General features: G+C 66.2%; 23 protein-coding genes. 4 read left to right on the top strand and 19 right to left on the bottom strand.

Annotated features, from left to right (window positions below):
* Positions 1 to 8: 8 nt before the first annotated feature.
* Positions 9 to 890, bottom strand: coding sequence for an NAD-dependent epimerase/dehydratase family protein (locus FKQ52_RS02945; RefSeq protein WP_141625806.1), 882 nt, complete (start codon positions 888 to 890; stop codon positions 9 to 11).
* Between the two features lie 102 nt (positions 891 to 992).
* Here FKQ52_RS02945 and FKQ52_RS02950 point away from each other — a divergent pair, with 102 nt between their 5' ends.
* Genes FKQ52_RS02950 through FKQ52_RS02965 form a run of 4 tightly spaced genes read left to right on the top strand, consistent with a single transcriptional unit; the run spans position 993 to position 5,752 of the window.
* Entirely contained in the window at positions 993 to 1,253 is a 261-nt protein-coding gene (locus FKQ52_RS02950; protein ID WP_205750838.1) for an acyl carrier protein, read from the top strand.
* Positions 1,254 to 1,275: 22 nt separating this feature from the next.
* Complete coding sequence (locus tag FKQ52_RS02955) at positions 1,276 to 3,180, top strand: HAD-IIIC family phosphatase (RefSeq protein WP_141625807.1); 1,905 nt, start codon at positions 1,276 to 1,278, stop codon at positions 3,178 to 3,180.
* A 24-nt stretch (positions 3,181 to 3,204) separates the two neighbouring features.
* Positions 3,205 to 4,632, top strand: a complete 1,428-nt coding sequence (locus FKQ52_RS02960; RefSeq protein ID WP_141625808.1) for an MBOAT family O-acyltransferase — start codon at positions 3,205 to 3,207, stop codon at positions 4,630 to 4,632.
* A gap of 1 nt (position 4,633) precedes the next feature.
* Entirely contained in the window at positions 4,634 to 5,752 is a 1,119-nt protein-coding gene (locus FKQ52_RS02965; RefSeq protein ID WP_141625809.1) for a hypothetical protein, read from the top strand.
* 3 nt (positions 5,753 to 5,755) lie between these two features.
* Here FKQ52_RS02965 and FKQ52_RS02970 read toward each other — a convergent pair whose 3' ends face one another.
* From FKQ52_RS02970 to gmd, 18 genes are all read right to left on the bottom strand, one after another.
* The gene (locus FKQ52_RS02970) at positions 5,756 to 7,177 is read right to left on the bottom strand and encodes an oligosaccharide repeat unit polymerase (protein WP_141625810.1); all 1,422 of its coding nucleotides are present in this window, start codon (positions 7,175 to 7,177) and stop codon (positions 5,756 to 5,758) included.
* A 34-nt stretch (positions 7,178 to 7,211) separates the two neighbouring features.
* Complete coding sequence (locus tag FKQ52_RS02975; RefSeq protein ID WP_141625811.1) at positions 7,212 to 8,315, bottom strand: hypothetical protein; 1,104 nt, start codon at positions 8,313 to 8,315, stop codon at positions 7,212 to 7,214.
* 147 nt (positions 8,316 to 8,462) lie between these two features.
* Positions 8,463 to 9,131 carry an SDR family oxidoreductase gene (locus FKQ52_RS02980; protein WP_168196775.1) on the bottom strand — a complete coding sequence of 223 codons (669 nt, stop codon included), beginning with the start codon at positions 9,129 to 9,131 and terminating at the stop codon, positions 8,463 to 8,465.
* A complete protein-coding gene (locus FKQ52_RS02985) occupies positions 9,124 to 9,549 on the bottom strand; it encodes a MaoC/PaaZ C-terminal domain-containing protein (RefSeq protein ID WP_141625813.1) in 426 nt (141 codons plus the stop codon). Before FKQ52_RS02985 ends, FKQ52_RS02980 begins: the two co-directional genes overlap by 8 nt.
* Before the next feature lie 4 nt (positions 9,550 to 9,553).
* Positions 9,554 to 10,495 (bottom strand): class I SAM-dependent methyltransferase, encoded by a 942-nt coding sequence (locus FKQ52_RS02990; protein WP_141625814.1) that lies wholly within the window; start codon positions 10,493 to 10,495, stop codon positions 9,554 to 9,556.
* Positions 10,496 to 10,590: 95 nt separating this feature from the next.
* The gene (locus FKQ52_RS02995; protein WP_141625815.1) at positions 10,591 to 12,030 is read right to left on the bottom strand and encodes a hypothetical protein; all 1,440 of its coding nucleotides are present in this window, start codon (positions 12,028 to 12,030) and stop codon (positions 10,591 to 10,593) included.
* Positions 12,027 to 13,265 (bottom strand): lipopolysaccharide biosynthesis protein, encoded by a 1,239-nt coding sequence (locus tag FKQ52_RS03000; protein WP_141625816.1) that lies wholly within the window; start codon positions 13,263 to 13,265, stop codon positions 12,027 to 12,029. Before FKQ52_RS03000 ends, FKQ52_RS02995 begins: the two co-directional genes overlap by 4 nt.
* Positions 13,262 to 14,074 carry an SDR family oxidoreductase gene (locus FKQ52_RS03005; RefSeq protein ID WP_141625817.1) on the bottom strand — a complete coding sequence of 271 codons (813 nt, stop codon included), beginning with the start codon at positions 14,072 to 14,074 and terminating at the stop codon, positions 13,262 to 13,264. The genes FKQ52_RS03000 and FKQ52_RS03005 overlap by 4 nt, the downstream gene beginning before the upstream one ends.
* Entirely contained in the window at positions 14,074 to 15,465 is a 1,392-nt protein-coding gene (locus FKQ52_RS03010; RefSeq protein ID WP_141625818.1) for a glutamate-1-semialdehyde 2,1-aminomutase, read from the bottom strand. Before FKQ52_RS03010 ends, FKQ52_RS03005 begins: the two co-directional genes overlap by 1 nt.
* 13 nt (positions 15,466 to 15,478) lie before the next feature.
* Complete coding sequence (locus tag FKQ52_RS03015) at positions 15,479 to 16,144, bottom strand: serine acetyltransferase (RefSeq protein WP_141625819.1); 666 nt, start codon at positions 16,142 to 16,144, stop codon at positions 15,479 to 15,481.
* Complete coding sequence (locus FKQ52_RS03020) at positions 16,141 to 17,022, bottom strand: sterol desaturase family protein (protein ID WP_141625820.1); 882 nt, start codon at positions 17,020 to 17,022, stop codon at positions 16,141 to 16,143. Before FKQ52_RS03020 ends, FKQ52_RS03015 begins: the two co-directional genes overlap by 4 nt.
* Complete coding sequence (gene hisF, locus FKQ52_RS03025; RefSeq protein WP_141625821.1) at positions 17,022 to 17,798, bottom strand: imidazole glycerol phosphate synthase subunit HisF; 777 nt, start codon at positions 17,796 to 17,798, stop codon at positions 17,022 to 17,024. The genes FKQ52_RS03020 and hisF overlap by 1 nt, the downstream gene beginning before the upstream one ends.
* Complete coding sequence (hisH, locus tag FKQ52_RS03030) at positions 17,798 to 18,418, bottom strand: imidazole glycerol phosphate synthase subunit HisH (protein ID WP_141625822.1); 621 nt, start codon at positions 18,416 to 18,418, stop codon at positions 17,798 to 17,800. The genes hisF and hisH overlap by 1 nt, the downstream gene beginning before the upstream one ends.
* Before the next feature lie 13 nt (positions 18,419 to 18,431).
* Positions 18,432 to 19,595, bottom strand: a complete 1,164-nt coding sequence (locus FKQ52_RS03035; protein ID WP_141625823.1) for an N-acetyl sugar amidotransferase — start codon at positions 19,593 to 19,595, stop codon at positions 18,432 to 18,434.
* Between the two features lie 2 nt (positions 19,596 to 19,597).
* The gene (locus FKQ52_RS03040) at positions 19,598 to 20,347 is read right to left on the bottom strand and encodes a cytidylyltransferase domain-containing protein (RefSeq protein WP_141625824.1); all 750 of its coding nucleotides are present in this window, start codon (positions 20,345 to 20,347) and stop codon (positions 19,598 to 19,600) included.
* The gene (locus FKQ52_RS03045) at positions 20,344 to 21,144 is read right to left on the bottom strand and encodes a glycosyltransferase family 2 protein (RefSeq protein WP_141625825.1); all 801 of its coding nucleotides are present in this window, start codon (positions 21,142 to 21,144) and stop codon (positions 20,344 to 20,346) included. The genes FKQ52_RS03040 and FKQ52_RS03045 overlap by 4 nt, the downstream gene beginning before the upstream one ends.
* Positions 21,144 to 21,620, bottom strand: coding sequence for a dTDP-4-dehydrorhamnose 3,5-epimerase family protein (locus tag FKQ52_RS03050; protein ID WP_141625826.1), 477 nt, complete (start codon positions 21,618 to 21,620; stop codon positions 21,144 to 21,146). The genes FKQ52_RS03045 and FKQ52_RS03050 overlap by 1 nt, the downstream gene beginning before the upstream one ends.
* Before the next feature lie 5 nt (positions 21,621 to 21,625).
* Positions 21,626 to 22,744 (bottom strand): GDP-mannose 4,6-dehydratase, encoded by a 1,119-nt coding sequence (gene gmd, locus FKQ52_RS03055; RefSeq protein WP_141625827.1) that lies wholly within the window; start codon positions 22,742 to 22,744, stop codon positions 21,626 to 21,628.
* Positions 22,745 to 22,812: the final 68 nt, after the last annotated feature.

A 22,812-nucleotide genomic window follows, 5' to 3' on the forward strand; every position in this document is an offset into this window, starting at 1 on the left:
CGCCGGGTTCAGGGCGCCCAGTTCAGCGTCTGGCGGGTGTGGGTGATGTCGACCTCCAGATCGCCGAACAGCTGGGAGGCCATCGCGCCCTTGCCCAGCAGCTTCAGTGGGAGGGTCAGAAAGACCGGCGGAACCGGCAGGAGGGTGAGGGAGCGGCCTTTCGCCGCGGCCATCTGCTCCAGCAGGGCGCGGGTTGAGACCGGCGCGCCGTCGCTGACGAGGAAGGTCCGGCCCGCCGCCCCCGGGTGGTCGATGACCACGTCGATCAGACTGCACAGGGTCTCAAGCGACACCAGATCACGCCGGTTGTTCGTCGCCAGACCGAAGGGCAGGGGCAGGCCTTTGGCGATCACCCGGTTCAGGGTCGCCAGATTGCCCTTGGGCTCAGGCCCCGTGATCAGGGGCGGACGAAGGATCACCACCTCCAGCCCGGTCTGCGCCGCGATGGCGCGCAGGGCCAGTTCGGCCTCATGCTTGGACACCGCGTAGGGCGAGTGGGGGGCGGGCGGGTCGTCGTGACGGAAGGGCGTGCCGTGGGTCTCGGAACCGTTCACCCCGATGCTGGAGATGAAAACGAACCGTCGCACGCCCGCCGCCGTGGCCTGCCGGGCCAGCGCCGTCGTCGCCCCGGTGTTCACCGCGCGGAACAGGGGCAGGGGATTGTCGGTGGTTTCCTTGAGCACATGGGCGCGGGCGGCGCAGTGCACGACCGTGTCCACGCCTTGCAGGGCGGCGCTCCAGTCGGTGTCGGCGGACAGGTCGCCGACGGCCACGGCGCCCGGTCCCGCATCATGCCGGACGGCGGCGCGGACGCTCCGGCCGTTCTGGATCAGGCGATCCACGACCGCGCGGCCGAGAAAGCCGGTCGCGCCGGTGACGAGAACGGTCATCCGTTCCTCCTGTTCGGAAACCTTCGGGTTTTCCTCGTACAGGGTTGGCCTGTCGTTCGAAACGAGGCATTCGATCCTGACTGACTTTGCTGAACTCCCTGGATGGCCTCGACCATGTCCGAAACCGAAATCTACGCGCAGCTGACCGAGATCTTCCGCGACGTCTTCGACGACGACGACCTGACGCCGGTTCCGACCATGGTCGCCGCCGACGTTGAGGAATGGGACAGCCTGAGCCACATCCGCCTGATGCTCTCGGTCGAAAAGGCCTTCGGCCTGCGGTTCTCGACGGTCGAGGTCGGCAGCCTGAAGCAGGTCGGCGATCTGGTGGCCCTGATCCAGAGCAAGCAAGCCGCGGGCTGAGCCGGACCCGGAAGACAGAGCGATGAGTGACCGCGGGAACCTGTTCTGGCTTCCTCAGAGGCCGGCTGACTTCGCCGACCGGCTGAAGGCCGCGCAGGCGGGCGACGGCGCCCTGGCGCCTGAGCTGAAACTGCTGGCCGGCCACGCGCTGGACATCAACGGTCTGAACCGTCTGGCCAAGGCCCTGCGGAAGGCGCGGGCGGACGGGCGGTCGCTGAAGCCGTTGGGCGCGTTCCGGCTGGGGCTGCTGAGCAACTCCACCACCTCGCTGATCGCCCCCGCGCTGGAGGCGACGGCCCTGCGCTACGGGCTGGCGATGGAGGTGGTCGAGGCGCCCTTCGGCCAGATCGTGCAGGAGGCGCTGGACCCGCAGTCGCTGCTCGCCACCTCCGATCTCGACGCCATTCTGATCGCCGTCGATGTGCACGGTCTGCCGCTGAGCGGGACGCCGGGCGACAGCGAGCGGGCCGAGGCCACGCTGGACGGCGTGCTGGCCCAGTTCGACCTGATCCGTCAGGGGCTGCGCGCCAATACGAAGGCGGCGCTGATCTGGCAGACCGCGCCGCGCTTGCCCGAGACCCTGTTCGGCAGCTTCGATTTTCGCCTGACCGGTACCCATCGCTGGCTGGTGGATCAGTTGAACCGGCGTCTGGCGGACAGCCTGCCGGATGACGAACTGCTGGTCGACGTGGCCGGGCTGGCCGAGAGCGTCGGTCTGGACGCCTGGCATGACCCGGTCATGCGCAATATCGGCAAGCTGCCGTTCGCGCAGGAGTTCGTTCCCGTCTACGCCGAGCATGTAGCGCGGGTTATCGGGGCGGTGCGCGGCAAGAGCCGCAAGACGCTGGTGCTGGATCTCGACAACACCCTCTGGGGCGGGATCATCGGCGACGACGGGCTTGAAGGCATCGTCATCGGTCAGGGGTCGGGGCTGGGCGAGGCGCACCTGTCGGTGCAACGCGCGGCGCTGGACCTGCATGGGCGCGGCGTGGTGCTGGCTGTGTCGTCCAAGAACGAGGACGCCGCCGCCCGACTGCCGTTCCGGGAGCACGACGACATGCTGCTGAAGGAGGACCATATCGCGGTCTTCCAGGCGAACTGGATCGACAAGGCGACCAATCTGGCGACCATCGCCGACGCCCTGACGCTGGGCCGCGATGCGCTGGTCTTCCTTGATGACAATCCCGCGGAGCGGATGCAGGTGCGGGGCGTCCATCCCGAGATCGCCGTGCCCGAGCTGCCGGCTGATGCGGCGCTGTATGCGCGGGCGCTGAACGCCGGGGGCTATTTCGAGGCGGTCGCCTTCTCGGACGACGATCGGAAGCGGTCGGGGTTCTACAAGGAAAACGCCAAACGGCTACAACTGCAGGGCAGCGCGGGGTCGCTGGACGCCTATCACGCCTCGCTGGAGATGGTCGCCACGCTGCAGCCGTTCGACGCCGTGGGCCGGACGCGCATCTCGCAACTGATCAACAAGTCCAACCAGTTCAACCTGACCACCCGCCGCTATACCGAGGCGCAGGTCGGGGCGCTGGAAGCGGATCCGACCCGGTTCACCCTTCAGGTGCGGTTGGCCGATGTGTTCGGTGACAACGGCATGATCTCGGTCATCGTCGCCGACCGGGGCCCCGATCAGTGGGAGATCGACACCTGGTTGATGAGCTGCCGGGTGCTGGGGCGCCGGGTGGAAGAGGCGGTGCTGGCCGAGCTTGCTCGCGAGGCGCGCGCCGCGGGCGCGTCGGAACTGATCGGTCGGTTCATCCCCAGCGAGAAAAACATGATGGTGGCGAAGCACTACGAGAAGCTGGGCTTCGAGAAGATCTCCGAGACGGACGAGGGGGAAACGGTTTGGCGGTTGCGTCTGGCGGACCTGGCTGAAAAGACCCTGCCCATGACGATCGTGCGTCCGACCGCCGTGCAGGCGTAACCGGCGGTCGGGGGACGAGGACGGATGCAGTTCACCTCAACGGCTTTCGCGGGCTTCGTGCTGGTCGCCGCGCTGCTGGCCCAGCCGCTGCGGGGCGCGTGGCGCACGAACTTCCTGATCGTCCTGAACCTGATCTTCGCGGCCAGTTTCATCGCGACGCCGTTGGCGGCCGTGCCGCTGGCCGCCTTCATCCTCGCCGGCTACGGCGCGCTGATGCTGGTCGAGCGGCGCAAGGTCGCGCACGCGGTGGGCCTGAGCATCGTGGTGCTGGTTGCGGTCTTCATCTGGTTGAAGCGCTACCCCTTCGTGGCGGCGGTCCCGGCCGTGCCCTTCCCCTATGCGGTGGTGGGCCTGTCCTATCTGCTGTTCCGCCTGCTGCATCTTGTGCTGGAAGTCGGTGACGGGGCGCTGAAACGACCGTCCTTCCCCCGCTACCTGGCCTATCTGATCTTCTTCCCCGCCTTTCTCTCGGGCCCGATCAACCGGTACGAGCCGTTCGGCAAGGATCTGGACCAGCCTGTCGGCATGGATTCGGATGAGGCCTGGCGCACGCTGCGCCGGTTCCTGATCGGCTTCGCCAAGGTGGCGGTGGTCGGAGAGCTGATCCTGATGGGGCACCAGCTGTTCGCCGGCCGTCTGGAGGCGACGGTGGCGGCGAGCGGCTCGAGCGCACTGATCGCGGGCTTCTATGCGTTTGGCGCAGGCCTGTACCTTCTGTTCCTGTACGCCAACTTCTCCGGCTACACCGACATGGCCATCGCCGTGGCCCGGCTGTTCGGCATCGTGCTGCCCGAGAATTTCAACCGCCCCTTCATGGCCGGAAACTTCCAGGACTTCTGGGGGCGCTGGCACATGACCCTGTCCGAGTGGTTCAGGATCTACTTCTTCAACCCGCTGCTGAAGGTGCTGATGGGACGGTTCCCGTCGGCGGCGGCCATGCCCTATCTCGGGGTTATCGCCCTGTGCGTCACCTTCGTGGTGCTGGGCGCCTGGCACGGTTCGTCGTGGGAGTATCTGCTGACCGGCCTGCTGCTCGGCGCCGGGGTGTCGGTGAACAAGCTCTATCAGGTCGAGATGACCAAACGACTGGGCAAGAAGCCGTATCAGGCGTTGACGAAGCGTCCTCTGTACGTCTGGGCCGCGCGCGGGCTGACCCTGACCTGGGTGTCGATGGCCCTGACGCCGTTCTGGATGCCGGTCGCCGGGATCGGCGGTCTGCTGGCGGCGGGCGGCGTGGTCGCCTTCGGACTGGCGCTGGTGTTGATGTCAGCGGCGTTCGCGGTTCCGATTTTCGTGCTGACCCGGCTGTGGCCTCCGGTCGAGAGCGTCTGGAGCCGTGCGTCCGGCACGACTGTCGTGCGGGTGCTGGTGCTGGCGGGTCTGATGCTGCTTCTGGTCTTCGCGGTGCCGCTGCTGCAGACCTCCACCGACTTCGTTTATCAGGCGTTCTGACGTGATCCGGTTCTGGAAATGGCTGGCCCTGTCGACCGCGACCACGGCGGCGGCCTATGGCGGGATCGTCGCCCTGACGGGGCTGGCGCTGCCGTGGAAGGCCGAGACCTTCGACACGCAGGCGGTGACCACGACCCAGCCCGGCTGGAACAGCGAGGCGCGCTATTTCGTCCTGAACCGCAACGTCCTGTCCGAGCGGGCGAACCGCATCGTGGTGCTGGGAGCCTCCAATGCGCGCGATCCCTTCCGGCCCGACGTGATCGAGCCCCTGCTGCCCGGCTGGCGCGTGGCCAACGTCTCCCTGAGCGGCGCGGGCATCGGCGAGATCGCCGATGCGGTGGATCTGTACTACGCCCGGCGTCCGCCAGAGGCGGGGCGCACGGTCTTCGTTCTGGGGCTCAGCTATCTGCAGTTCCTGCCGGTGAACTACGGCGCCGGGCACAATCCGCTGGTGACCGAGGCCCTGCGCAGCGGTCTCTATGAGCAGGACGGCGGGAAGCTGTCGGCGATCTGGCCTGAGCCGGTTTCCGACGGGGTGGCGATGGCGTTGCGCCCGCAGGCGGTGGCCGCCAGCCTGCCGCGCCGCATGGTCCGGTCGGTGTTCGCCAACCCCGATCTGCCGATGGTGAAATCAGTCGTGGACCGGTTCAGGGGCGACGATCCCCTGTCCGTCTGGACCCGTCATATCGCCGATCAGGAGTCGCTCGACACTGTCACTGTCCCTGCCGAAATGCAGCAGGCGCTGCTGGCCCAGCGGCTGGCGGGGATGGGCGGCGATCATGTGATGCCGTCGGAAGACTTCGAGCGGCTGGCCGGATTGATCGCGGCCGTCCGCGCGCGCGGAGATGCGGTGGTGATCGCGGACCTGCCTTTGCCGGAATGGCATCGTTCAGGCGTGCCGATGACGGACGGCTCCTATCTGGCCGCGATCCGATCGATCCTGGCCCCGCATGATCGTGACCCGGCGGTGGCTCTGGTCTCGCTGCGCGACTTCGATGCGAACGAGAACTTCTTCGATTCCGGTCATACCGAGCCCCGCCTCTGGCCTCAGCTCAGCCGCCGGCTGGCCGAGGCGCTTGCCGCGTCGTCGGTTCTGCGACCGACACCCGCGCCGCGCTGAGACCTAGCGGGCGAACAGCGGGCGTCGGCGGGCGACCGTGCCACTGCCGAGGCGGTGGGGCTTCGACAGGAAGAAGGCCGTCAGCAGCCAGACGTGCAGCATCAGGCCATTGGACAGTCCCACCGGGGTGTTGTTCAGGCTCATGACGATGCCCGCGCTGATGTAGGGCGTCAGAAGCAACCAGCGGGGATCAACACCGGCCTTGACGTTCCGGTACACCAGACCCGCGCAGTAGCCCCAGATCGCGCAGGGGATCAGGCCGAAGAACTTCAGGTCGACGTACAGCGAGCCGAAGGCGGACGGCACGAAGCCGTAGACGTTCATTCGCAGCAGGGTGGCGAAGCCGTCGGCGACGAAGTCACCGTTCAGGCGGCGCATCAGGGCCGAGACCAGATCGAGCCCGTAGGTGCCCATCAGCATCGGCCCGTCGTAGCCGGTGAAAATCTCGTTCGACATGACGATGCCCTGCACCCAGTACCAGGCGAAGACGAACACCATGTAGGTGCCTTCCGACCCGAGTATCGAATAGAACAGGTTCGAGAAGTGGCCGTTGAAGCTGACGCCCCAGTTCAGGCCGACGTCGCCCAGCGCGGCCTCGACCCCGCCGCCGCCTTCGGCACGGGCGATGAAGACCTGGATGAAGTAAACCATCGCGACGCCCGCGAAAAGGCCGAGCGCCACCTTTGAACGGGCGCCGAAGCGGAACACCTTCCGGCGTTTGCGAGGCTTGGGCGCGCCCATGTAGGCGGCGGTCGGCGCCGCGGCTCGTGCGGGAGCGGGGGCGGGAGCCGGAATGGCAGGGCGCGCGCCGGCTTTGCGACGCGTGCGCTTGGGCGTCGGGAAGACCTGCTGGCGCAGGAAATAGCTCAGCACGGCGTAGACCACCGCGAAGAACAGGGGGCCGCGTCCGCCCATGGCCAGCGCGGCGAGCGTGGGCGGTCCCAGACCGAAGACGGCGATCCGCCAGATCTGCGGACGCAGTCTGAAGCCGATCTCCCGGGCCAGATAGACGTAACCCACCGGGTAGAAGAGGAAGCCGATCTGGAACCAGATCGAACTGTTTGACTGTGCCCCTTGCAGCAGATCGGTCGCGCGGCCTGACCGGGCGGCGTAGGACGCGGCCAGATCGAACACATTGTTGTTCTGCATGTCCATGAACAGGGCGGCGATGGCGATGATCGCGGCGATCATCATCACCTGATCGGCGCGCCGGAAGTTCACGGTGACCAGCGGATCGCGGGGGCGCTGCTGCATCGGCCGCGCCGCGCTCAGCGCCGCCGCGCAGAAGGTCGTCAGGAAGACAGCCGTGATCAGGAAGCCGTAGGGCGTCAGCACCCGCGACTCGAGCCGGAACGGCAGAATGAAAAAGATTGCATAGGCGCTGATCCACGAGATCAGCATCAACACGGCGGGATGGAAGGTCATGTACAGGCCTTATGCCGCGTCTTCACGCGTCGTGTCATCCAACCACGCAGGTAATGACGCGGCGCTCTCCGTCCTCGACCATGCCGCCGCGGTGGATGCCCTTGGTGTCGAACAGGACGATGGAGCCCTTGCCCGCCGTGACCTTCCACAGTCCGCCACCGATCTCGCGGCCCAGTGGCGAGTCCGGAGTCAGGTCGTTTCCGAACGCGCCCTTCTGACGAAGCTTTTTCGGCAGGGCGGCGAACCGGGCGCGGGCGGCGGGATCGGTCCCGGCCAGACCGTTCGAGTCATTGGCCTCGCAGATCAGGTCGTCCAGCCGACTGATCTTCATCCGGTTGGAGCCGACGACATAGCTGAACGGACCGGTGCGTTCGCCGACGTCGCTCATGTAGAAGATGGCCTTCAGGTCGCCGCCCGATGCGTCGCGGTGGCAGTAGGCCGTCGGCGGCAGGGTCGCCAGTTCGGCGTCCGGGAAGATGTCGCGCCAGAAGGTGTCGGAGGTGTCGTTGATCTGCGGATTGACGTCGATCAGCCCCGCCTTGCGGCCCAGATAGGCGGAGGCGACATCGAACACCCCGGCTTCGCGCAGGGTCGCCTCGATGGCGTTGAACAGGTCCTTCTGATCAACCCGGCTGGCCTGCGCCCGCGATTCCTCGAAATTGCGTTGGCCGTTGGACTGGCCGCGTCGTGCGACCAGGCGGTCGAACTCCGGCTTGGCGATGGCTTCCAGTTCCTCGAACCGGTCCATCGGCATGGTGACGACATGGATGCCGTGCTCGGCCAGACGGCCCGAGGGCGCGCCCTTCGCCGCCGCCGATGCGCGCTGGGCGCGGTCATCGCCGCGCACCGTGTTGCGCAGGGCCGCTCCCGCGAAGCGCAGGCGTCCGCCGAGCGAGCGGTCGGCGCGAATGTCGTGCGGGATGAACTCGTACCGGATCAGCCGCTTGAACAGCAGCTTGCCCATGCTGAGGCCGAAGATGCCGAGCGCCTGAAGGCGGGTTCCGAGCGAGGGTTTCCTGACCAGATCCTGATAGGCCGCGTGCTGGTCGTAGGCGACAAGTTCCGGCGACCAGTCCATGGCGCGGACCGGCGTGATCGCCCTGTCGGGTTCGACGTTCAGATAACCGGAAGGAGCCATGAAGCGATGTCCTCGAACGATCCGCGAGGCAGCCTTTCAGGGACTGTCCCGGATGCGCGGATACTAAGACTTTCCAGCCCGGCTGGCGCCTTGGTTAGTAGCTAGGCGAAGGTTTCAAGGTCAAGCGCGCCGCGGTCGCAGCGGCCTCTAACGCAGCAGTTCGTCCACGATGTCGGCGGCGACCTGCTCCGGGGTGGAGAAGGGGCTGCGCTCGCGCATCATTTCCAGATACCGCTCATCAAAGGCCTTGAGCATCGGGGTCTCGGTATAGCCCGGCCGAACGCTGCGAACCGTCAGCCAGCCATAGTCGGCGGCCAGCGCGTCCAGCAGACCGGCCAGACCCGCCTTGGCGATGACATAGGCGCCCATCGAGCCCGCCGCGGGCTTGCCCGGCTCGGCCAGCGCCGAGGTCAGAACGCCCAAAACCCGGCCCGACTTGCGGGGGCGGAAACAGCTTTTCACCACCCCGGCCAGCAGGCGCTGGGGACCGGCGACGTTGACCTGCCATTGCAGGGCCATGGCCTCGGGCGAAATCTTGCCGAAGGGCTCGATCTCGGGCGGGGGCGAGCCGGCCAGCACCAGTCCGACCGGCGGCGACTCCATAGCGGCCAGCGCCGCCGTCGCGGCTGTGATCGAGGCGTCGGAGGTCAGGTCCAGATGCAGGATGCCTCCACCGGTGCGGTCCGCCACGGCCTCCGCCGCTTCACGGTTGCCCGCATAGCCGACGACCGGAATGAAGCCGCGCGCGGCCAACGCATCACAGACCGCCGCCCCGATGCCGCCGCTGCCGCCGGAAACCAGAATTGTCTCAGCCATTGCGCAGCACCGCCTCCACCGTCGCCTTGGCGACCACCTTGTCATTCGAGGTCATCCGGACCTTCATCACGATCAGCCCGCCGGCTTCCGAGGTGTCGGTGATCGTCGCCGTCAGGGTGACGGGGCGGTTCACATAGACCGGGTTCGAGAAGCTGACCTTCATGCCTGCGAAGACGCCGTGCAGGCCGGGCATCTCCATGCCGACCAGCCGCGACAGCTGGGCGCTGAGAAGGGCGCCGTAGACGACCCGCCCCTCGAACCCCTTGGACCGCGCGAAGGCGTCGTCCATGTGCAGGGGAGCCACGTCGCCGGACAGGCGCGCGAAGGCGGCCATGTCCTCGTCGGTGACGGTGAAGTGCCAGGACACCGACCGGCCTTCGGTCAGATCGGTCCATTGCAGTTCGGTCGCGGTGGTCATCGTCTCAGTCTTCAACGCGGGTGCAGATCAGGATGCACGAGATGCTGACGCCACGCTTGATCGCCCGCTCCAGCGTGTAGCCCGTGACCGGCAGGTTATGGGCGATGTCTATGCGGAATCCCTGCGCCTCGACGAAGCTGTGGAACTCCTCGATCTGGCGCCACAGATAGATGTGGTCGGGCGCCGGGCTGTTGATCGGCACATGGATGAAGATACGGCCGCCGCGCTTCAGGGCGGCATGCAGGCTGCGCAGCGCCAGATCTGGGCGCTCCAGATGCTCCAGCACTTCGCTGATGACGGCGGCGTCGAACTCGTTGTGGCGCTCAGGCGCCTTCAGGATGTCCTGCTGGACCAGAGCCACCTCGCGGGTGACACCGAGCGTGTGCAAAGCCTCGCGAGTCTCGATGATGCTGCCTTCAGAGACGTCCCACGCTTCCAGCGCGGCGACATTGGGCTGCATCGAGGCGAAGTACAGGAAAATGCCGTGGCCCGGCCCGATCTCCAGATAGCGGCTGTCGGGCGCCAGCGCCGTCAGGAACTCCTGCCGGAAGACGTCGAAGGCGCGGGCATGCTGGTCCCAGATGATCTGCGAAATCATCAGGCCGCGCATGTAGCGGCCCATGTATTCGACATTGCTGTAGACTTCGTCATAGGCCTCCTGGAACGTCGACAGCCGATAGCTGCCCTCGCGCTGGAAGTGGATTTCCTCCTCCAGAAGCCGTTCAGACACCCAGCGATAGTCCTCGACATAAAGGGGCAGTTCACCCTCGCCGATGCTGCGCAGGGAGACGGCGGCCAGTTCCTCGGTGCGGGCCAGGAAGGCGTCGTCATCGTCGGCGAAACGCTTCTCGACGTATTTCTGATGGTCTGGCCAGAAGGTCAGAAGGGCGCCGACGATGGCGCTCAGGCCGGGGTAGGGCGCGAGCTTTTCGGCCAGTTCCGTCACGGATATCCCCTCGTCTTTCCTGACCGCGTCTCCAGTCAGCCGGAAGGGCCTAACCGCTGCCCGCCGGTGGTGCAAGGCGAGGGGACGGCCCTGCGTCAGTTCAACGGCGATCCGTCGTGCCGTCCGCCGCCGGGCGGCATGAACCGGCCGTGCCAGTCCTCGCCGTCCGGGCCCAGCGCGCGCAACCGCTCGCCCAGCTTGCGGCCCAGCTCGGCGGTGGCCGGATTTGGCCGGGCCGGGTCGAAGCCTTTGAACGAGAAGAAGTCGGCGTCGAAGCTGCCCTTGAGCAGATTGGCGATAATGCGGGCCTGACGATCCCGCAGCGGCTCGGGCGACGCGCGCCCTGCGACGGTGGCGGGCAGGGTCTCCAGATCAGCGGTCCCGCGCAGGACCACGAAATCGTCGGCGGTGACGTAGTAGGCCTCGCCCGTCACCGAGATGTTACCCAGCAGGGCCGCCTGAAGTCCCAGCGTCCCGGTCGCGGTCACGTTGACGCCGCAGCGGGCCAGCAGGGCGTTTCCGCTGACCTCGTAGGGGACGATCACCACGTTCGGGAAGGCTTTGAGGCGGTCCAGCAACCGGGTCTGGCGGAAGCCGAATTGCAGCGGGTGATCCTTGACGATGATCTGGTAGCCGGCGGCGGTCATCCGGCGCGCGATCTCGACCAACATGTCCTCGTGGCGGACCAGATCGAGATCGTCGATCCAGTAGTCGATGGCGGCCTCGGGGAAGAGCTGCAGGCCGTAGAGGACGCGCCTGTCTTTCGGGAAGGTCTCGACCTTCGCTTCCCAGTCGCTTTCCACCATGCCGGTGACGCGCACGTCGGACCATTTCGCCTTGTGGCCGAGCCACGGCTGGGCGTCCATGTAGTGGGTATTCAGCCGGTCGCGCCGGGCCCAGGCGTAGAGCTGGAAGAAGGCGGCGCGGATGCGGAAATAGCCCAGCGTCTTCAGAAATCGCAGGGGGGTATAGGCGGCCTGCCCCTGCACATAGGCGGGGGTGAAAAGAGGGTCGGCGATCTCGCGGATGCGGGCCTCGACATCGGCGGCGTCCGGCTCGGCGCAGGCGGTGATCAGCTTGCCCCGGTGCATCAGCATGCACATGCCCGGCAGGGCGCTGGCCGTGACCTCGAAATAGGGCAGGCCGCGCTTTCGGGCGAGGCGGGCCAGAACGTCCTGATTGTAGTTGTCGATCGGGAAGCTGATCACATAGTCCGGCCGGATCGCCTCCAGTTGAATGTGCATGGCGTCCGCCATCGCCAGCGCCATGGCCGAGGCCTTGCGCACCGGCAGCCAGCGCAGCACCCTGCACCGGGCGATGACGTCCTTCACCTCGGCTGCGCTCAGCAAGGGAGAGGCAATGTCGCCCGCGGCGTAACGGCTCCGGTAGGCGGCGTAGTAGTCCTCCGTGATCGAGGCATCGCCCTGATCCCGGCGGTCTGTCAGCACCGTCACCTTGTCGAAGCCCAGATTGGCGCCGACATGGATCCACCAGTCCTGGGTGCGGTGGATGGCGTAGATCAGGGCGGTGGTCATGACTGCAGTCTTCGGACGGCCCGGCTGACGAGCACGAGGTAGAGGGCCGAGGTGGCGATGGTGGCGAAAGCGGCGCCGTATACCCCGAACCGCCAGGTCAGGGCCACCAGCAGCACCGCGCCCACCGCGAAGGCGACGCCCTGCGAAATCAGAATATGCCGTTCGTCATGGCGGGCGTTCAGGATCAGGGCGTGGAAGTCGGCGGCGGCCCGCAGCATGAAACCGATCAGAAGCACCCCCATCAGGGCCAGACTCAGATGGAAGCGCTCGGACCAGACGTGACCGGTCATGACATCGGCTCCCCACGCCATCAGCAGCAGCAAGGGGACGCCTACGACCGTTTTCAGATACTCGCGGAGCACCCGGCGACGCAGATGTGGAATGTCCTGCGTTTTCGCCTCGGTGAAGATGGCGGGGGTGATGCGATTGAACGAGGCGATGTTGAAGGCCTGATAGGCGAACGACACCAGCAGGGTGTGCCGGAAGTACTGGCCGGTCTGTTCAAAGCTCATCAGCCCGCCGACGGCCAGCCGGTCGAATTGCAGGATCAGGATGGCGATCAGGCCGATCAGGAAATGGGTCAGCGACGCCCTGTGCTGGCCCAGGATATCGACGTTGAACCGGAAGGGTTCGGTCCGCGCCGCGGCCGCGTTCAGCCGGGCGAACAGGACCAGCAGGGCCGTGGTGCACATCACCGCCCCGATCGCCCAAATCTCCATGACGAACATCAGGTCGAAGCCGTCGCGAGCGAAGATCGCGTGGTACAGGACCATCAACGCCAGCACGCTGTTCTTGGCCGCGACCACCACCAGCATCGGATAATAGCGGTGGTTGATCAGGGCGTACTGATAGGCCTGATTGGACAGGTGCTCGCCCAGCACCACGACCACAGCCAGCCCGATGACCAGCCAGCCGGGCTGGGTCCACAGGGCGATGGCCAGCACGAACAGCGGAACCATGACCGCCCAGTTGAACGCGAAAAATTTCAGCGCCTGCACGACATAGCGGTCGAAGACGCCGTGATCCTCGCCGGCCGAGCGGCGCTGGATGTCGATGTGGCGCTCGAAATTGAAGGCGAAGGCGAACAGGCCGACCAGGGTCGCGATCAGGCCGAACCGGCCCGCCTGCGCGATCTGCAGGCCGTAGGTGGCCGTCAGGATGAAGGCCGCGCGGGTGCCCACATCGACCAGCTTCACCCCGACCAGAAACAGGTCGCGTCGGCGTTGGGTGGTCACCAGGCGGTCCACCCGCCGTCCACCGCCAGCACCTGACCGGTGACATAGGAGGAGGCCTCGCTGGCCAGGAACAGAAGCGGCGGCGCCATCTCCTCGCCCCGGGCCATCCGGCCCATCGGGACCCGCGAGGAATACAGGTCTCCGAACACGGAGTTCTGGCCGCTGGAGACGCCGCCCGGGACGAGGCAGTTCACCCGGATGCCCTTGTCGGCCCAGTGGGTCGCCAGCCATTTGGTCAGGCCGACGACGGCCGCCTTGGACGCCGAATAGACGGCCGGGGTGTTGATCGGGCCGCCGAGATAGTCCGAGCCTTCGTAGATGCGGCTGTCAGGCCCGACGAGGCCATAGATGGAGGCGGTCTGGATCACCCGTCCGCCGCGTCCGGCCTTAAGCATCTCCCTGCCGACCGCCTGCGCCATCAGGAACATGCCGTCGATATTGACGCTCATCACCTCGCGCCAGACGTCGAGACTGTAGGTCTCGAACGGCTCGAAGAAGGCGCGCACGTCGGCGGTCTTGGTGGCCGCATTGTTGACCAGCACGTCGATGCGACCGAACCGGGCCATGACCGCATCCACCGCCGTCTGCACCGACACGGGATCCGACACGTCGCAGCCGAAGCCGGCGCAGGCGTCGCCGATCTCCGAGGCGGCGGCTTTCGCCGCGTCCTCGAACAGATCCACGACCGCCACCTGCGCGCCCGCCTCGGCCAGTGCGCGGCAGAACAGCCGGCCGAGGATGCCCGCGCCGCCGGTGACCAGCGCAACCTGTCCGTCCAGTCGCGTCACAGCGAAGGTGGGCGCGGTCATCAGTTATGCGTCCGGAAGACCGGCTTGATCGCCGGGCCGTTCAGCTGCGTTTCCACGCCTGCGTCGAGCGCCTTTTTGTAGACGCCCAGCGCGCCGTCGAAGGCATCCAGCGTCGTGGCCAGTTCTGCGTCGCCGTGGGCCTGCGAAATCGCCAGCCAGGGCATCATCACGCCGCGCTTCAGCATCTCCTGCGAGAACAGGGTGCGCATGGGCAGGGAGGGCGCGCCCGAGGCGTCGCGGGTCACATAGTTCAGGGCGACCGCCGGACCTTCCATGAAAACGTGGTCCTGCAGGCCGTGGCGGCCCGCGACATCGGCGAGACCCGCCTTCAGCTTCGCGCCGTAGGCCCAGATATGGCCCGGGACGTCGTCGGCGGCGTTGATGCGTGTGGCCTCGACGAAGGCGCCCAGGGCCGGCATTTCCGCGCCGTGGGTCGAGGACAGCAGGAAGGTCCGCTCCATCCCCGGCTTGTCGATGGAGCCGACCTCCATGAACTCCCGCTTGCCGACGACCGCGGCCAGTGAGAAGCCGTTGGCCATCGCCTTTCCGTAGGTGGCCAGATCAGCCTCGATCCCGAACACTTCCTGCGCGCCCTTCAGATGCCAGCGGAAGCCGGTGATCATCTCGTCCAGTATGAACAGGGCGCCGTTGGCGTGGGCCAGATCGCGCACCTGATGCAGGAATCCGCCGGCATGGTGGTCGGGCCCGGAATTCGGTTCGGGCGGCAGGCCCGGATCACCGTTGGCGAGGTGCGGCCAGATGTGGGTCGAGGGCTCCAGCATCACTGCGGCGATCTGGTCCGGATACTGGTCGAACAGGGCCTTCAGCGAGCCCATGTCGTTGTAGTCGAAGACCAGGGTGGTCGCCGCGTGATCATCCAGTGTGCCGCGCTTGATCGCGGTGACGCCGATGAACCAGTCGTCGAACGAGAAGAAGGGATGCTGGCGCGGCACGCAGACGTAGCGGCGGCCGGTGTAGGCGCGCGCGATCTTCACCGCGGCGGTGGTGACGTTGGAGCCGTTCTTGCCGAACTTCACCATCTCCGCGCAGGGGATCAGGTCGCAGATCAACTCGGCGGCTTCCAGCTCGATCTCGGTGGCGCGGGTCAGGTTCACCCCGTTCTCGATCTGGCGAATGGCGGCGGCGTTCACCCGGTCATCGGCATAGCCGATGGTCACCGCGCGCAGGGCCATCCCGTAGTCGAGATACCGATTGCCGTGAGTGTCCCAGACATGGGCGCCCTTGCCCCGGCTCAGGACCGGCGGCGCGATGGACGGAAACTGGTCGTCACCCCGCGAATAGGTGTGGGCGCCGCCCGGGATCGCCTTGTGCAGGCGCGCGCGCAGGGCGGCGAAATCGGCTTGGGTGTTGCTTTTCGGGTCGGTCGTCATCGTCTCGGCATCCTCACACCCGCCACAGCGGGTAGGGCTTGTCCTGGCGTTTCAAGGTCGCGGTCTTGGGGCCGCCTATGTAGAGCGTATGGTCGGGCAGGTCGCGGTCCAGCACCAGAGATTCCGTCGCGATCTGGCAATGATCCCCGACGGTGCACCCGCCCAGCACCGCGCTGCCCGGGCGCAAGGTCACATGCTTGCCGAAGGTCGGGTAGACGTCGTGGTTCGAGCCGACGCCGCAGCGCTGGTAGGCGACGAAGAAGTCGCTGTAGTTCCCGCGTCCCAGCACCGTCGCCAACGGGTGCACCAGCAGGAAGACCGACGGCAACGACACCTCATAGAAGGCGTCGATCCCGTGCAGCGCCTTGTTCAGCAGGAACAGTTTGGAGCAGGTCGAGGCGGGGCCGCCCTGCCGGAACAGTTCGTTCGACAGCAGGTACAGCCACATCGCGTACTGGTCGCCGTGCAGGTGGCTGAACACCGCCGTCTCGCCGTCGAAGAAGTACTTGTTGTCGACGTGGCTGAAGCAGTGCTCCAGCCGCGACAGGGCGACGATCACGGCGGACATCAGGTCGTCGGCCTCGACCACGTCCGGATCGGGGAACATGGCGTTGACCTGATGGGCGGCGTAGGCGGCCAGCCCGGGAGCGTCCAGACTGGAGCGAACACGCAGGGTCATGCGGCGGTCTCCATGTTCGGTGCGGCCTTCTTCGCCCGCGCCAGCTTCCACAGACCATGGATGGGCGCGATCTGACCGTAGAGGAAGCCCTGCGGAATCTGCTCGTGATGCAGACCGTAGCTCAGGGGCTTGTCGCCACGCGGGACATAGGTGCCGAACATCCGGTCCCAGATCGCGAAGACGCCCGCGAAATTGCGGTCGATATGCTCCGGCGCCCTGGAATGGTGGGTGCCGTGGAAGCTCGGCGAGACGATCAGCCAGCCCAGCGGGCCGTAGGTCCAGGTCTGCCCCGAGTGCTCAAGGCATGATCGCAGCACCATGAACAGATACAGCGCCAGCGGCACGGCCGCCGAGCCCGTGATGACGCCGATGGGAAACAGCATCACCATGTCCAGCAACCGGTCCAGCAGGGGGAAGCGGAAGCGGGTGAAGACATTCAGCTCGCTCTGCGAGTGATGCACCTTGTGGAACTGCCAAAGCACCGGCCAGGCATGCTTCCAGCGGTGCAGCCAGTAGGCGGCGAAGTCCGTGACGATCAGTGTGACGACGAGCTTCAGCCACAGGGGCGCGGCGGCGATGGCGTCCAGCCGAAGCCAGGGCAGGTCGCCGTCGATGGTCGCGTTCAGTCCCGCAGCCACCGGCGCGAGGATCAGCAAGGCCTCCAGATGGCTGAGCTCCAGCACGGCGTAGAGCATGTCGGTGCGGACATTGCGCGAGGTGTAGCGCTTCCAGACATTCCGCCGCTGGATCAGTTCAGCGACGACGACCGCCGTCAGCGCGACCGCCAGGATGATGTAGAAGGGAAGCTCGGCGCCGATGTTGCGCGCGGCGGCGTTCACCGCCTTGATCGCCAGAGCCTGTATCCCCCCGAAGTCCATCAGGACCGGCTGCCCTTCTGGTTGCGGACATAGACGCCGTTGGTGGCCAGATAGGTCCGCACCTTGATCGGGCTGTGATCGGTGAAGATGAACATGGAAGAGATGGTGATCGCCGAGGCGCCCGCGTCCAGCGCCGCCTTGCAGTCCGCCAACGACCCGGCGCCCGACGAGGCGATCAGGGGGATCGACAGCCTGTTCGACAGGTCGCCGATCAGATCCAGATCATAGCCGTTCATCATGCCGTCGCGGTCTATGGATGACATCAGGATCTCGCCTGCGTGCAGGTCCTGCATGCGCTGGGCGAACTCGATCGGATCCTGGCTGGTCGGGGTCGTGCCGCCACGCCCGACGACGCGCTTCTTTCCGAACTCGTCGGCCTGATAGTCGATGGAGACGACGATGCACTGGTCGCCGAACCGGCTGGCGGCCTGGGTGATGAAGTCCGGGTTCTCGATGGCGGCGCTGTTGATGCTGACCTTGTCGGCGCCGCTCTTCAGCAGGCTTTCGATCTGCTCCAGCGTGGTCACGCCGCCGCCGACGGTCAGGGGCACGAAGACCTCCTCGGCCACCCGTTCGATGACGTTGCCGGTGACGACCCGTCCCTCGTTGGTTGCGTCGATGTCCACGAACAGCAGTTCGTCCACGCCGTAGGAGTCATAGACCTTGGCGGTCGAGACCGGGTTCCCGGCCTCGCGCTGATCGTCGTGGAACCGGCGCATCTTCACCAGACGGCCGCCGCGGATCAGGAATTTCGGGATGATCCGTTTCTTCAGCATCAGAATTCGTGCGCCAGCCAGTTCTGCAACAGCTGCAGGCCATTGTCTTGGCTCTTCTCCGGATGGAACTGGGCCGCGACCAGATTGCCCCGCCGCACCGCCGCGGTGAAGGGGCCGCCGTGGTCGCAGGTGCCCGCCACGTCCGCCGGATCGGCGCAGACCATGTGGAAGGAGTGGACGAAATAGTAGTCGCTCTCGCCCGAAGGCAGGCCCTTGAACAGCCACTCGTCCGGGGCGAAAGAGACGGCGTTCCAGCCGACGTGCGGCACCTTGGCCGGGCGCTGCACCTGAAGCGGGCGGATTTCCGCGTCCAGCCAGCCCAGACCTTCATGCTCGCCGTGTTCGAAGCTCTTCCTGGCGAACAGCTGCATGCCCAGACAGACGCCCAGCACCGGCTTCTTCACCTCCAGCGCCAGCCGGTTCAGCACCGGGCGCAGGTTCTTGGCGTCGATGGCGGCCATGGCGTCGCCGAACGCGCCGACGCCGGGCAGGACCAGCCGGTCCGCCTCTTCCAGCTCGTCGAAGTCGGCGGTCACGACCGCGTCCTCGCCGATGTACTCGAAGGCGTTCATCAGCGAACGGACGTTGCCCATGCCGTAGTCGATGATGGCGATGGTCATCGGGCGCGCGCTCCTACTTCGGTGGGCCGACCTTGAGGTCGCTCAGGTCCGTGCGGTCCCATTTGTCGAAGTCCGGCATGACGTCGCCGGTCTCCAGATTTTTGCGATCAAACTTCCACGGGTGGACCTGGTGCGGGGCCAGGATGTCGTAGAACTCGTCTTCGGTGATCTGCAGGTGTTGCAGGAACCAGTCCATGGAGGCCGGGCGCTTGCCGTCGTACCTGGCCTCGATCTCCAGCGCCTCCTCGCGGGTCTTGCGACCGTTGCGGATGTCGATGGACAGCAGGTGGTTCGCCCGACCGTAGCCGCGCTTCACATATTTCGACCAGTCGCGCATGCCCTGGAAGGTGCACTCGATCTTTTCGTAGTCGTACTCGGGCGGCACGCCCTCGACTTCCTGCCCCTTCCAGCCGAGCTCCTTCTTGATCAGCTCGACGTTCGCCTTGGTGTCCCACTCGATGTAGTTGCCCAGGCAGATCGACTGGACCTTGAGTTTGATCAGGTCCTTGCGCTTCGGATAGTCGAACATCCACAGGTCGCGGCGCTCCACCCGCCCCTGCAGGAACTCATACATGTCGTCCGCCGTGATCCCCTGGTTCATCAGGCGGTTGAAGCGCTTCTCGTCGACCTCCTCCATCTCCTCGAAGGTGTACCAGCTGTGGTACTCGGCCGTGCTCTCGCCCCAGAACAGCAGCGGCACCTCGAAGCGGACGGCCATGTGCATGACGCCCGAATAGATGCCGGTGTGGCAGTGCCAGCAGAAGTCGCCCCGGCGCTTGAAGCTCTCCAGCATCAGCTCGCGCACGACGTGGAAATTCGGCGTGAACTCGACCACGTCGCAGCCCAGCTGCTTGAAGACCGAAGTGTTGTTCTCCTCGACCAGCGGCCGGTAGCCCCAGTGGTTATAGCGGACCACCAGCGGCTTAAGTTTCAGCACCTTGATGATGTAATAGAGCTGGAAGACCGAGTCCTTGCCGCCCGAATAGGGGACGATGCAGTCGTACAGGCCCTTGCCCTTGTGGGCGGCCACGATCTCGTCGAGCTGGCGGCCACGGTCGGCCCAGTCGATCTTGTCCTGCTTGAACTCGACCTGACGGCAGACCGAGCACACCCCCTCTTCATCGTAGGTGATGGTGTCGACCGTCTCGGGGGTCAGGCAACGGGTGCACTTGCGCATGGTCATTCCGCGCCGGACGCAGAGGCCCGGCTTTCTTCAAGGATCGTATCAAGGTTCGAGGCGATCGCCTCGATGCAGATGAAGTCGACCAGATCGTCGACCTCGTGCGCCTTGTGGCGCGCGCTCTCATAGCCGAGCGTCCGGGTGTGGCAGAAGCCCTGCTCGCGACGCAGGGCCTCGACGGTCGAGATGTAGAGCGTCCCGTCCAGCGAGAAGAGGGGCTCGATGTCCTGCCGGCGCGGCATCTCGCCGAAGGTGGCGGAGGCGTAGGGAGTGATGCCGCCCTGACCGTTCTTGCGGACGGCGAAGGCGGGGTGGGTCGCTTCCAGCTTCGACACGCCGACGATGGCGTCCGCGTCGGCGGCGACCAATCGGGCCAGCGCGGCGTCCACGTCCGATCCTTCGGTCAGCGGCGAGGTCGGCTCCAGCAGCACGACGTAGTCGTAGACCTCGCCCTCCGCCGCCAACGTATCGACGGCGTGCAGGATGAAGCCGATGGACGGGGCGGTGTCGCTGGCCAGTTCGGCCGGACGCAGGAAGGGGGCCTCGGCGCCGTGGGCGACCGCGATGTCGGCGAACTCCCGGCTGTCGGTTGAAATGATCACCCGGTCCACATGGGCCGAGGCGCGCGCGGCCGCGATGGGCCAGGCCAGCAGGGGCTTGCCCGCCAGCATCCGGACGTTCTTGCCCGGCAGGCCCTTTGAGCCCGACCGCGCCGGAACGATGGCCAGAACGCGCTTGCCGTCGATCATTTGCCACCGGCTCCCGCGATGTCCGGGGCCTTCACGAACGGGGCGCGGGCGCGCTGCACCGAACGGTCCAGCACCTTGTGCGCGAAGAACAGGGCCTTGGGGTAGTTGAGTCCGTGCGCCTGCTGGCTGGCGCGGATTTCGTCGTTCTGGCGGATGATGCTGGAGGCGTTGCCGCCGGTCGCGCCGCCCGAGCGCATCCGCACCCAGATGCTGGGGATGTAGAGCGACTTCACCCGCGCCACATAGAAGGTCCGCAGCATGAAGTCGTAGTCGGCCGCCAGCCGGTAGGTGGTGTCGAAGCCGCCGACCTTGTCGTACACGCTGCGGCGCAGGAACAGGGTCGGGTGGGCCGGGATGAATCCGCGGCGCAGGTTCTCGACCGTCGCCGGGCGCGACTTCCAGTGCCGCTCGATCTTCGAGGTGTCGACCGGGTCGACATAGACCAGATCGCCGTGCACGGCCTCCAGCTCCGGGTCCGCCTCGAAGGCCGCCATGACTTCCGACAGCGCTTCGGGCGTGCAGTAATAATCGTCGGAGTTGATGAAGCCGATGACCTCGCCGGTCGCTCGCGACAGGCCCTTGTTATAGGCATCGTAGATGCCCTTGTCGGGCTCGGACACGGCGGAGGTGACGCGCTGTCCCTCGCGGGCGACGATCTCCATCGTCTCGTCCTTCGAGCCGCCGTCCACGACCAGATATTCGAAGTCCGGCCAGGTCTGGGCGTTCACCGACCGCAGGGTGTCGGCGATGGTGCGCGCGCTGTTGTAGCTGGCGGTGATCAGGGAAAGCTTGGTCATCACTCTGCTCCGGGCGCCGGCAGGGGCGGCGCCGCGCGGTCCTTGTCCGACAGGATCACCGTCGTCACCCCCAGCAGGGCGGGCAGACGGTCGGCGATGGAATAGGCCGTCTCGGACGCCTCATCGTATCCGCCGTCGCAGACATACTCAAACAGGGTGTCTTCCAGCGCATAGAAGCCGTGGGCGTACTGCGCGTCGATGCGGACCCAGCCGTCCTCGGGTGTCAGGGTGGTGGTCTTCAACTCCAGCGCCGGATCATCCAGATCGACGATGATGTCGACGATCCGGCCCTCGACCACGCGGATGACCTTGGTCTGGGGTGAAGGATCGCGCTGGACATGCAGGCCGCGGAAAACGCCCTGTTTCGAGAACGAGCGCTTCAGCACCATGGCGTCGCTCTCGTAGAGAACTTCCAGCCAGCCGCGATTGTCCTCGCGGCGATGCGCCTTGCGGTCGAGGCGGATGAACGGACCCAAGGCGATCAGCTCCAGTCGGCCGACTTGAGCAGCAGGGCCTTGCGGGCGGCCAGCAGATCGGCCTCCATCATCTCGTCCACCATCTCCTCGAAGGTGATCTCGGGCTCCCAGCCCAGTTTCGCCTTCGCCTTCGAAGGATCGCCCAGCAGGGTCTCCACCTCGGTCGGACGGAAGTAGCGCGGGTCGACGCGAACGATCGTCTGGCCCTCCTTGATCGCCGGGCATCGGGTCACGGCGTGGGCGGGATCGACGGCGGCGACGACGCCGACCTCGTTCACCCCTTCACCTTCCCAGCGCAGGGTCACGCCGATACGCGCGGCCGAGACCTCGACGAAGCGGCGCACGCTGTACTGCTTGCCGGTGGCGATGACGTAGTCGTCCGGTTCGTCCTGCTGCAGCATCATCCACTGCATGCGGACGTAGTCCTTGGCGTGGCCCCAGTCGCGCAGGGCGTCCATATTGCCCAGATACAGGCAGTCGCTCAGGCCCTGGGCGATCTCACCGAGGCCCCGGGTGATCTTGCGGGTGACGAAGGTCTCGCCGCGCCGCTCGCTCTCGTGATTGAACAGGATGCCGTTGCAGGCGAAGATTCCGTAGGCCTCGCGGTAGTTCACGCACATCCAGTAGGCGAACATCTTGGAGACCGCATACGGGCTGCGCGGATAGAAGGGCGTGGTCTCCGACTGGATCGGCTCCTGCACCAGTCCGTACAGCTCCGACGTCGAGGCCTGATAGAATTTGGTCTTCTTCTCGAGACCCAGCAGGCGGATCGCCTCAAGCAGCCGCAGGGTGCCCAGCGCATCGACATCGGCGGTGTATTCCGGGGTCTCGAAGCTGACGGCCACGTGGCTCTGGGCGCCGAGGTTGTAGATTTCGTCCGGCTGCACCTCCTGAATGATCCGCACCAGATTGGAGGTGTCGGTCAGGTCGCCGAAATGCATCTGGAAACGCACGTCCGCATCGTGCAGGTCCTGATAGATGTGGTCCACGCGGTCGGTGTTGAACAGCGACGACCGGCGCTTGATGCCGTGAACCTCATAGCCCTTCTCCAGCAGGAGTTCCGCCAGATAGGAGCCGTCCTGGCCCGTGATGCCGGTGATAAGCGCGGTCTTCTTGGTCGTCATCAGGCCTTCCAGACAGTCTCAAACGGGAGGCGCGCGGACGCTGCAGCGTCGCCCGGGAGCCCCCGTTT

The sequence above is a fragment of the Brevundimonas sp. M20 genome (assembly GCF_006547065.1).
Classification (GTDB): domain Bacteria; phylum Pseudomonadota; class Alphaproteobacteria; order Caulobacterales; family Caulobacteraceae; genus Brevundimonas.

What these genes read in the sequence shown, in the direction of transcription:
- FKQ52_RS02980 (WP_168196775.1), bottom strand. Translation starts at nt 9,131, where the DNA reads ATGGCTGAGACAATTCTGGTTTCCGGCGGCAGCGGCGGCATCGGGGCG.
- hisH (WP_141625822.1), bottom strand. Translation starts at nt 18,418, where the DNA reads ATGACCATCGCCATCATCGACTACGGCATGGGCAACGTCCGTTCGCTG.
- FKQ52_RS03010 (WP_141625818.1), bottom strand. Translation starts at nt 15,465, where the DNA reads ATGACGACCGACCCGAAAAGCAACACCCAAGCCGATTTCGCCGCCCTG.
- FKQ52_RS03035 (WP_141625823.1), bottom strand. Translation starts at nt 19,595, where the DNA reads ATGCGCAAGTGCACCCGTTGCCTGACCCCCGAGACGGTCGACACCATC.
- FKQ52_RS02970 (WP_141625810.1), bottom strand. Translation starts at nt 7,177, where the DNA reads ATGACCTTCCATCCCGCCGTGTTGATGCTGATCTCGTGGATCAGCGCC.
- FKQ52_RS02960 (WP_141625808.1), top strand. Translation starts at nt 3,205, where the DNA reads ATGCAGTTCACCTCAACGGCTTTCGCGGGCTTCGTGCTGGTCGCCGCG.
- hisF (WP_141625821.1), bottom strand. Translation starts at nt 17,798, where the DNA reads ATGCTGAAGAAACGGATCATCCCGAAATTCCTGATCCGCGGCGGCCGT.
- FKQ52_RS03015 (WP_141625819.1), bottom strand. Translation starts at nt 16,144, where the DNA reads ATGACCCTGCGTGTTCGCTCCAGTCTGGACGCTCCCGGGCTGGCCGCC.
- FKQ52_RS03020 (WP_141625820.1), bottom strand. Translation starts at nt 17,022, where the DNA reads ATGGACTTCGGGGGGATACAGGCTCTGGCGATCAAGGCGGTGAACGCC.
- FKQ52_RS03045 (WP_141625825.1), bottom strand. Translation starts at nt 21,144, where the DNA reads ATGACCAAGCTTTCCCTGATCACCGCCAGCTACAACAGCGCGCGCACC.
- FKQ52_RS02985 (WP_141625813.1), bottom strand. Translation starts at nt 9,549, where the DNA reads ATGACCACCGCGACCGAACTGCAATGGACCGATCTGACCGAAGGCCGG.
- FKQ52_RS02955 (WP_141625807.1), top strand. Translation starts at nt 1,276, where the DNA reads ATGAGTGACCGCGGGAACCTGTTCTGGCTTCCTCAGAGGCCGGCTGAC.
- FKQ52_RS03040 (WP_141625824.1), bottom strand. Translation starts at nt 20,347, where the DNA reads ATGATCGACGGCAAGCGCGTTCTGGCCATCGTTCCGGCGCGGTCGGGC.
- FKQ52_RS02975 (WP_141625811.1), bottom strand. Translation starts at nt 8,315, where the DNA reads ATGGCTCCTTCCGGTTATCTGAACGTCGAACCCGACAGGGCGATCACG.
- FKQ52_RS03005 (WP_141625817.1), bottom strand. Translation starts at nt 14,074, where the DNA reads ATGACCGCGCCCACCTTCGCTGTGACGCGACTGGACGGACAGGTTGCG.
- gmd (WP_141625827.1), bottom strand. Translation starts at nt 22,744, where the DNA reads ATGACGACCAAGAAGACCGCGCTTATCACCGGCATCACGGGCCAGGAC.
- FKQ52_RS02995 (WP_141625815.1), bottom strand. Translation starts at nt 12,030, where the DNA reads ATGACCACCGCCCTGATCTACGCCATCCACCGCACCCAGGACTGGTGG.
- FKQ52_RS02945 (WP_141625806.1), bottom strand. Translation starts at nt 890, where the DNA reads ATGACCGTTCTCGTCACCGGCGCGACCGGCTTTCTCGGCCGCGCGGTC.
- FKQ52_RS02950 (WP_205750838.1), top strand. Translation starts at nt 993, where the DNA reads ATGGCCTCGACCATGTCCGAAACCGAAATCTACGCGCAGCTGACCGAG.